The organism is Anaerolineae bacterium (assembly GCA_011176535.1).
In the GTDB taxonomy this organism is placed as follows: domain Bacteria; phylum Chloroflexota; class Anaerolineae; order Anaerolineales; family DRMV01; genus DUEP01.
In genome coordinates this window covers 1-7,274 of sequence record DUEP01000112.1, presented here as the reverse complement: position 1 = coordinate 7,274, position 7,274 = coordinate 1, and the positions used below count along the sequence as shown (strand labels likewise).

Here is a 7,274-nt window from a genome sequence, read left to right as displayed (position 1 = left end):
GCCTGGACCTCGGAAGGGCTAAGTGCGACGGAGGAGGTGGCGCGCGGCGTAGTCGGCGACTCGGTCAGGAGGCTGGGCGCGCTTTCGTTCCAAACCACAAAGCGCACCTGAACGGGCTGCCCCAGCACACCCGCCAGTTTGTGTTCCACCGTCTTGGTGAGACGGTCGGCCAGCCAATCCCGGGCATAGGCGTTGTGCACGCCAATGGTGAACACGCCATCGTCAAAGGCCACCACCTGGGTATCGCGCACCCAGGTGTCAAACGAGGCCTTGGGCATTTCCATTTGCAATTGTCCTAAAACGGTCTGCCAAGCATGAGCCGCACGCGGATCCACGGATGCCTCCTTGTTCGCTGTTTGTGCCAAGATGTTGGTGTGCCCTTCGGATATCGCCCCTTCCCCTGGCTGCCCCAAGGGACCTCCGGTGCTCCTATTCTATCGGGAAGCTCCCGGAGAAGCAATGCCCAAAAGGGCCAAAAGTTTAAAAAAACCACAAACTTTAAGGTTACGCACCTTAAAGTTTGCTGTGCGGGCCGAGGTTTTAAACTTCTCAGCACCCGGGCCAAGGGGTGTGGGAGATGACCAGATATAGGCACCGCCCTCATGGGACCCCCATATATGGGAAAATCTATCCGAAATCGGGGGAAAAAACCAGGACTGGGGGGACGAGCAGGAGCAAATGTTAAAAAACGCCTGACGCTTCCGCCCAGAGCCGGAGGGCAAATTTGGCGACGCTGTGCGATTCCTAGGCGTTGAAAACCCCAAAAACTACCGTTTTCCACAACGGGGTGCACATCATGTGCCCAACCAGCGGGAAGCGACCCGGGGCAAATCACGCAGCGGCCCCCGGTGCACCTTGCAGGGGGGCAAGGCTTCCAGAAACAGACGCCCGTAGCGCTTGGAGAGCACCCGGCGATCGAAGATGGCCACAATGCCGCGGTCGCTTTGGGTGCGAATGAGGCGGCCAAAACCCTGCCGGAAAGTCAGGATGGCCTCCGGCACCTGAAACTGGTAGAAGGGGTCGTCGAAGGTCTCGGCCCGGGCCTCCACCAGGGGATCCGAAGGGACGGCAAAGGGGAGCCGGACGATCACCAGGGCCAACAGATCCTCGCCAGGCAGATCCACGCCCTCCCAAAAGGCACGGGTACCCAACAGCACGGCCCGGTCGGCCACGCGGAAGGAGTCCAGGAGCATCCGCGGCGAAGCGCCGGAACCCTGGGCAAAGACCACGATCTCGTCCTCGGCTAACACCGGCGCGATGGCCCGGGCGGTGCGGTCCAGTTGCGCGTAGGAGGTGAACAGGGCCATCAAGCGCCCCCCGGTGGCCTTAGCCAGACGGATCAGCCCCTCCTCTACCGCCCGCTGGTAGGCCGCGTGCTGGTTGGGCTCCGGAATGTCGTTGACCAGATAGAGCAACGCCGCGCTTTCGTAATCGAAGGGCGAGCCCAAGGCTAACTCGTCCACATCCTCGGCGAAAAGGCGCTGCCGCAGGTAGTCGAAATCGCCGCCGACGCTCAGGGTGGCCGAGGTGAGCACCACCGCATCCTTGGCGTACCAGATGTGCTGACGCATCATCGGCCCGACATGCAGGGGGGTGGCGTGGAGGGCCAGCCACCGCCTCGTGGCCTGGATGGAGACCCAATACACCAAATCGGCATTGGGCTCCAGCAAGATGCCCTCCATGAGCCGGTAGGCTTCGTGCAGTTGGCGCACGATGGTACGAAAGCGCCCGATGAGATCCAGCGTTTCGCCATCGCCCAGGCCATCCATCACGCCCGCGCGCAGTTGAGTATCCCAGCGGGCCAGCAGGGCGTCCACATCTCCCAGGGCGCGGTCCAGGTGCTCAAAGGTGCGTCGGGCGTCATCCCAGGGGATTTCCACTTCGCTCCACAGGGGGTGGTGGCGCAGGGCCTCCGTGATGCGCACCTGTTGCCCATAGGGGCCGATGGGACGCCCTTCGCGCAGGTCCTCCAAAAAGCGCCCCAGCGCGCGAAAGCAGGCTTTGACCTGCTCCTGGAACTGGAAAGCCCAATCAGTGGTGGTCTCCACCGCTTCGGTGAACGCGTCGAAATCCTCGGGGAACAGTTCCTGCGCCAGCAGGCGCAAACGGCCCAGAACCTCGGTGCGCGGGCCGCCCAGGTCATGCAGCAACCGCAGCCAATCGCGCTCGGTGACGCGCTGGGTCAAGGCACTGGTCAGGGCAGACTCCAGGTGATGGGCTTCGTCCACGATGAGGTAACGATACTCTGGCAGGACGCGCTGCCCCACCAACACATCGGCCAGCAAAAGGGCATGGTTGACCACCACCAGATGCGCGGCCTCGGCGGCGGTGCGGGCCTGATGAAGCGGGCAGGCGCCGCCCATGCGGTCCCGACACACCGCTGCGCTGCATCCCTCGTCCTCGGCGTTAAGCAGGCTCCACACCGCTTCCTCGGCCGGCCCGCGCAGGGTCAACTCATCGCGCACGCCGCTGCCCCCCTGATGGAGCCAGACCAGCACTTTAGCCAACACGCGCAACTCATTGAGGTCCCGGGGCCCTTCGCGGCGCATGAAGGCCAACCGGCGGGGACAAAGGTAATTGGACCGCCCCTTGAGCACCACGGCCCGCAACTGGCCTTCCTCCAGGTCCAGCGCCTGCCGCACGGCCGGAATATCCTTTTGCAGCAGTTGATCCTGAAGATTCTTGGTGTGGGTAGCGATGACCACCCGCGTATTGTGCCGCAGGGCAAACAACGCCGCCGGCACCAGATAGGCCAGGGATTTGCCCGTACCGGTGCCGGCTTCCACCATCAAATGTCGCCCTTCGCCCAAAGCCCGGGCCACGGCGCGGGTCATCTCCACCTGCTGCGAACGGTATTCGTAATCCGGGAAGCGACGCGCCAGGGAGCCGCCGGGCTCCAGCAAAGCGGCCACCTCCTCGGGGTCCAGGGCGGGCTCCCCTTCGGGCAGGGACGGCGCGGCTTCGGGCAGGCGGTAGGGCAAATCGAGGAGAACTGCCGAAGTTCCCTCCTCCCGCGGTGGTTCGGAGACGATGCCCCGACGCTGCACCTCTTCCAGGGCTTCCTGGAAGACCCAAGTAGCCGACCAATTCAACGGCCACGCCAGACGGACGATCTCGGCGATGAGCGAGGCGGGGAGGGCCAGCAGACGCTCATACAAGCGCAGAAAGACCGCCTGGGTCACCCGGGCATCGTCCAGGGCACGATGGGTTGTCGAAAGCGGCACCCCCAGAAGGCGCCCCAGATAACCCAGGTTGTACCGTTCAGCCGTGGGGAGCAGCACCGAAGCTAACTCGTAAGTGTCAATGACCGGATTGTCGCGGAGCAGGTCATGGGGACGAAGAAAACTCAGGTCAAATCCCAAATTATGGCCGACCACCGGCGCGTCGCCGACGAACTCGGCCAGGTCGTCCAGCACCTCGTCCAGCGTGGGAGCCTGGGCCACCATGGCCTGGGTGATGCCCGTCAGTTTGGTGACGAAAGAGGGGATGGGCCGTTGGGGGTGTACCAGGGTGTGAAATTCGGCCTCAATACGCGGGCCACGAAAACGCACCGCGCCGATCTCCAGCACGGTGTCTTTGTCCGCGTCCAGGCCGGTAGTCTCCAGGTCTAAGGCGACAAGCGTGGCGTTAAGCATCAAAGGGGATTATACTATGGGTGGGTGAGGCGCCAAGGGGTTCCATGTGTGAGGTTCCATGTGCGGTGAATCCTTTGCAGCGGTTCGCCATGCTCTCCTGGCGTGGATGCCTGATGATAAACCGACAAGATAAAGTGACTTTGACCTATCAGGCGCTGCTGATTTTAGCCCTTCTGCCCTGGTGGCAGTATGACCAATGGATCGTGCACACCAATGGAGGATGGGGATCGGGGGCTAGGGTACCCTGGGTGGGCGCGTTTGCCTGGGTAAGCCCGCTGGTGGCGTGCGCATTGCTCATCCTGGCCCTTTCCCTGGCCGCCGCCCCCTCTTTAAAGAGACGGCGGGCCGCGGGGGGATTACCCGGGGCGATCTTTTTAGGTACCTGGGCGCTACCCTCCATCCTGGATCGTCCAATTCGCCCCCGGTGCCGCTGGTTGCCGACAACATGCCCCAAATATGGTTCTTCGGCGAGAGCCTTGGCGCCACGATGGTGCTGATGCTTTACCTTTGGGTGATGTCATCCCGTTTCCTTCAGAAGAGGGACCCATGACCTTTTTGCCTCCTCTCCCTCGCGTGCCCCTGGCCCACCTACCTACGCCGGTGGAGCCGTTGGTCCGGTTGAGCGATCAACTGGGCCTGACCCTGCTGGTCAAGCGCGACGACCAAACCGGCCTGGCCTTCGGCGGCAACAAAACGCGCAAACTGGAATTGCTGGTCGCCCAGGCGCAGGCCGAAGGAGCCACACGCCTGCTGACCACCGGTGCGGTGCAGTCGAACCACTGCCGCCAGACCGCCGCGGCCGCCGCGCGACTGGGGCTGGCCTGCACCTTAGTGCTGGCCGGAGGCCCGGAGCCAGCCAGCGGCAATCTGCTCCTCGACCGCCTGCTGGGCGCCGAGGTAGTCTGGACCACCCGTGAGCGCCGCAATGCCGACCTGCGGACGGCTTTCGAGGCGGCTCAGGCGGCCGGGGAGCGCCCCTTCCTCATCCCCTATGGTGGGTCCAGCCCTACCGGTGCCGCCGCCTACGCCTACGCCTTAGAGGAGTTGCTTGCCCAGGGCGTGAGGCCGGACTTCATCGTCCTGGCTTCGTCTTCCGGCGGCACCCAGGCCGGGCTGGTGGCCGGGGCGCGGCTGTTGGGCTACACCGGGCGCATTCTGGGGATCAGCGTGGACGAGCCAGCCGCCGTGTTGCGCCAACGGGTGGCCGACTTAGCCAGCGAAGTGTGCACACTGCTCGGCACACCCCAGCCCATCACCGCCGACGAGGTGTGGGTCGAAGACACCTACGCCGCCCCCGGCTATGGGGTGCTCACGGCGCACGAAGCGGAGGCCATCCACACCTTCGCCCACCTTGAGGGCCTGCTGCTCGATCCGGTTTATACCGGGCGGGCGGCCGGCGGATTGCTGGACCTGGCCCGGCGGGGCGTGTTTCCGCCCGGCAGCACGGTGCTTTTCTGGCACACCGGCGGCACGCCAGGGCTATTCGCCACGCGCTACCGGGAAGGGCTGCTGGACCTCCCCTCCTCCTCCCTTTGAGGCTTCCCCGGCCAGCCCACGCGGGCTGTCACAGCAGGCTCGGCGGGGACACCTCCACCTCCCACTCCGCAGGCAAACGCATCCCGCGCAGCAGGGGGGTGGGGTCGGGGCCGCGGAGGATGATGTGCCAGCGGTACAGCCCCGCCTCGCGGGCGAAGAAGCAGGGCGCCGGCCCGATCATCTGCGTGGCGCGGAAGCCCTCCCGCTGCATCCGCTGGCGCAGCCGTTGGGCCAGGGCCTCGGCCTGACGGCGGGCCGTCTCGTTATCTCGGTGGCGCACCAACAGGCGCACCAAGCGGGCGAAAGGGGGATACCCCAAACGCCGGCGGTAAGCCAACTCGGTGGCATAGAAACCGGCCACATCGTGCCGCGCCGCTGCCTGGATGACATAATGCTCCGGCCGGTAGGTCTGCAAAATCACCCGCCCGCCCAGAGGGCTGCGCCCGGCCCGTCCGGCCACCTGGGTCAGCACCTGAAAGGTGCGCTCGGCGGCCCGGTAGTCGGGCAGGGTCAGCCCCACATCGGCCAGCACCACCCCCACCAAGGTCACAAAAGGCAAATCCAGCCCCTTGGCCAGCATCTGGGTGCCGATAAGCACATCGGCGCGGCGATGGACGAAGTGGCTGAGGATGACCTCGTGCCCGGCCTTGCCGCGCACACTCTCGGCATCCCAACGCAGGGGGCGCGCCTGGGGGAAGTAACGCCGCACTTCGGCTTCCACCCGCTCGGTGCCCGCGCCGTAGGCGCGAATGCGCTCCCCCCCGCAGACGGGGCAGGTCTGGGGCATCCGGCGCGTGTAGCCGCAATGGTGGCACACCAAGCGCCCCTGGTGCCGGTGATAGGTCAGCGGGATCTCGCAGCGGGGGCATTGAAGCACATGACCGCAATCGCGGCAGAACACATAGGTGGCCATCCCCCGGCGATTGAGGAAGAGGATGGCCTGCTCACCCCGCCGCAGGGTCTCGTCCAGGGCCTCCAGGAGCGGGCGGCTGAAAATGCCCGTGTGCCCTGCCCGCAGTTCGGCGCGCATATCCGCCACCCGGACCGGAGGCAGCGGGGCGAACAGGGCCTCGCCCTCGCCTTGACGGAAGACCTGAGGGGACGGCACCGAACCCTGGAGTGAGGTGCTGCCCCCGGCCTCCTCCTGGCGGGACTGAGGGGCTTGGGCCGTGCCCTGGGGTTCGGTGCCCTCTGTGAGGGTCAGGCTGTCCCCCCCTTCCCCCAACCAGGCTTTCACCTGCTCCCGATGGGCCAGGATGCGGGCGGGCAGGTGCAGGTAGGTCAATTCGCTTCGCCGGGCGCGATAGTAGGTGGTCACCTCCGGGGTGGCACTGCCCAGCAGACACACCGCCCCGGTAAGCCGGGCGTACTCCTGAGCCACCCAACGGGCATGATAGTGAGGGGGTTTGTCGCCCTGGTAGTAGGCCTCGTCGTGGCACTCATCCACCACGATAAGCCCCAGGTTGGGGAAAGGCGCGAACAGGGCGCTGCGCGGCCCGATGAGCACCTCTACCTCACCCCGGCGCACGCGGCGCCAGGTGTCGTACCGCTCGCCGTCGCTGAGACGCGAATGAAGCACGCCCACCCGCCCCGCAAAGCGGGCCAGAAAACGCTGCACCGTCTGGGGCGTGAGGGCGATCTCGGGCACCAGCACCACGGCCTGTCGGCCCTGAGCCAGGGTCTCGGCCACGGCCCGCAGGTAGATCTCGGTTTTGCCCGAACCGGTGACGCCGTGGAGCAAAAAAGGTTTCGCCGGGGGGTGGCCCTGGGCGGCCGCGCGGAGGGCGGCGCGGATGGGCTCCCAGGCGGCCTGTTGGGCGGTGGTGAGCGGGGGCGGCGTGGCCGGGAGCGGAGGCACGGCGTCGGCCAGGGGGTCGCGCCAGCGGGGGGCTTCGCCTAAGCGGATAAGGCCTTGCTTTTCCAGGGCTTTGAGGTCAGCCAGGGTAGCGCCGGTTTCGGCGTAGAGCCAGGCGGCGTCTAAAGGATCCCCCGCGCGGAGCAGGGCGTCGAGCACGGCCTGGCGGCGGGCCAGAGCCTGGGGAAAGCGGGCCGGGGCCACCGCCTCGCGGCGGGCCTGGGCCTCGGCCGGGGGCACGGCCAGCG

At 66.2% G+C, this 7,274-nt stretch carries 4 protein-coding genes; 1 reads left to right on the top strand and 3 read right to left on the bottom strand.

Annotated features, from left to right (window positions below; all coding sequences use genetic code 11):
- Both G4O04_09925 and G4O04_09920 read right to left on the bottom strand, forming a co-directional pair.
- Positions 1-335: hypothetical protein (locus tag G4O04_09925; GenBank protein ID HEY58831.1), on the bottom strand; the 335-nt coding region annotated here is incomplete at its 3' end.
- 459 nt (positions 336-794) lie between these two features.
- The gene (locus G4O04_09920; GenBank protein ID HEY58830.1) at positions 795-3,635 is read right to left on the bottom strand and encodes a DNA polymerase III subunit epsilon; all 2,841 of its coding nucleotides are present in this window, start codon (positions 3,633-3,635) and stop codon (positions 795-797) included.
- A 546-nt stretch (positions 3,636-4,181) separates the two neighbouring features.
- Between G4O04_09920 and G4O04_09915 the strand changes: the two genes are divergently transcribed.
- Entirely contained in the window at positions 4,182-5,171 is a 990-nt protein-coding gene (locus G4O04_09915; GenBank protein HEY58829.1) for a D-cysteine desulfhydrase family protein, read from the top strand.
- A gap of 28 nt (positions 5,172-5,199) precedes the next feature.
- On the opposite strand, the gene priA is transcribed toward G4O04_09915, so the two are convergent.
- The coding region (gene priA / locus G4O04_09910; GenBank protein HEY58828.1) for a primosomal protein N' at positions 5,200-7,274 on the bottom strand (2,075 nt) is incomplete at its 5' end.

Excerpts from the sequence above, each read along its gene's own strand:
- G4O04_09915 (HEY58829.1), top strand. The coding sequence starts at position 4,182 with ATGACCTTTTTGCCTCCTCTCCCTCGCGTGCCCCTGGCCCACCTACCT.
- G4O04_09920 (HEY58830.1), bottom strand. The coding sequence starts at position 3,635 with ATGCTTAACGCCACGCTTGTCGCCTTAGACCTGGAGACTACCGGCCTG.